The 1,154-nt window shown below is 76.2% G+C and carries 1 protein-coding gene; it reads left to right on the top strand.

What is annotated here, in order from left to right; all coding sequences use genetic code 11:
• On the top strand, positions 1-1,154 hold a 1,154-nt coding region (locus C1J00_RS43445; protein ID WP_146046418.1), incomplete at both ends, for an RICIN domain-containing protein.

Genomic DNA, 1,154 nt, shown 5'->3' with positions numbered 1-1,154 from the left:
GGGCGGGCGTCCCACCGAGCGCGGGCGGCCCGGGGGAGCGGCCGGTGCGGCCACCGCCGGGACTCCGGCCGGTGCGGCACGTGAGCTGTTCCCGGACCCGGTGGCCCTGGCGCGCGAGGTCTTCCCGGACCCGGCCGGCATGGCGTACGAGATCATTCCGGACCCGGTCCGGGCAGCGCGTGAGCCTTTCCCCGAGCCGGCCCGTGAGGCACGTGAGGTCTTTCCGGATCCGGATCCGGTTCGTACAGCGGGTGGGACCTTCCCCGTGCAGACCCAGGGGCATGGGTCCTTCACGGACCCGGTCGCCCTCGCCGGCACCGTCGGGGAGTCGTTCACCGATCCGGGCGGCCCGGCGGACGCGCCGCCCCCTCCCGCGGCGGACGCCGCGGGCGCACCCGTGAACCGGGCCCACGCCGTGGTCACGGCCGACGAGGGTCGCTCCGTACCGCCGCCCGTCTCCGCACCCCCGGGCCCCCGGACCGCGGCCCGAAGATCCGCCCACAGGACGGCCCGCCGTGCCGCCCGGCGGCGCATCCTGACGGTGAGCGGCCTCGTCGTCCTGCCGCTGGTCCTGTGGTCCACCGGCAACTCCGGCGACGGCGCCCCGGCCGGTGCCGACCGGCCCGCCGGGGAAGCACCCGACTCCGAGGCGGGCGGGGAGACCACCGACCCGTCCTGGGCCGGGGCGGAGGACGCCGGGAAGAGCGCCCTGCGCGGACGGCTGCACAACGTCGCCTCGGGCCTGTGCGTGGGCATCGACGGCAAGAAGGCCGTCGAGGACGGCGAGGCCGAACTCACGCCCTGCTCGGCGGACGCCGCCCAGCAGTGGACGTACGAGACCGACGGCCTGCTGCGCAATGGTGCCGCCCCCGACCTGTGCCTGGACTCGCAGCTGGGCTACTCGGTGCGGCTGGCCCCCTGCGCGGGCGCGTCCCGGCCGAACCCGAAGAACATCCGCTACGACTTCACCCTCCAGGGCGCCCTCGTGCCCCGCTGGGACCAGGACCTCGCTCTGGCCCCGGCCGCGACCAACGGCTCGGGAGCCCTGGTCCTCAAGGCCCGGACGGACGACGAGGCCCAGCGGTGGGTGATCGACACCTCCAAGGCCGACCTCCAGATGGAGGCCGTCAACTGGAACGCGGCCGCTCCGGCCC

The organism is Streptomyces cahuitamycinicus (assembly GCF_002891435.1).
Taxonomy (GTDB): domain Bacteria; phylum Actinomycetota; class Actinomycetes; order Streptomycetales; family Streptomycetaceae; genus Streptomyces; species Streptomyces cahuitamycinicus.
The sequence above is the reverse complement of the archived record's forward strand: the minus strand, read 5'-3'. Positions and strand labels throughout refer to the sequence as shown.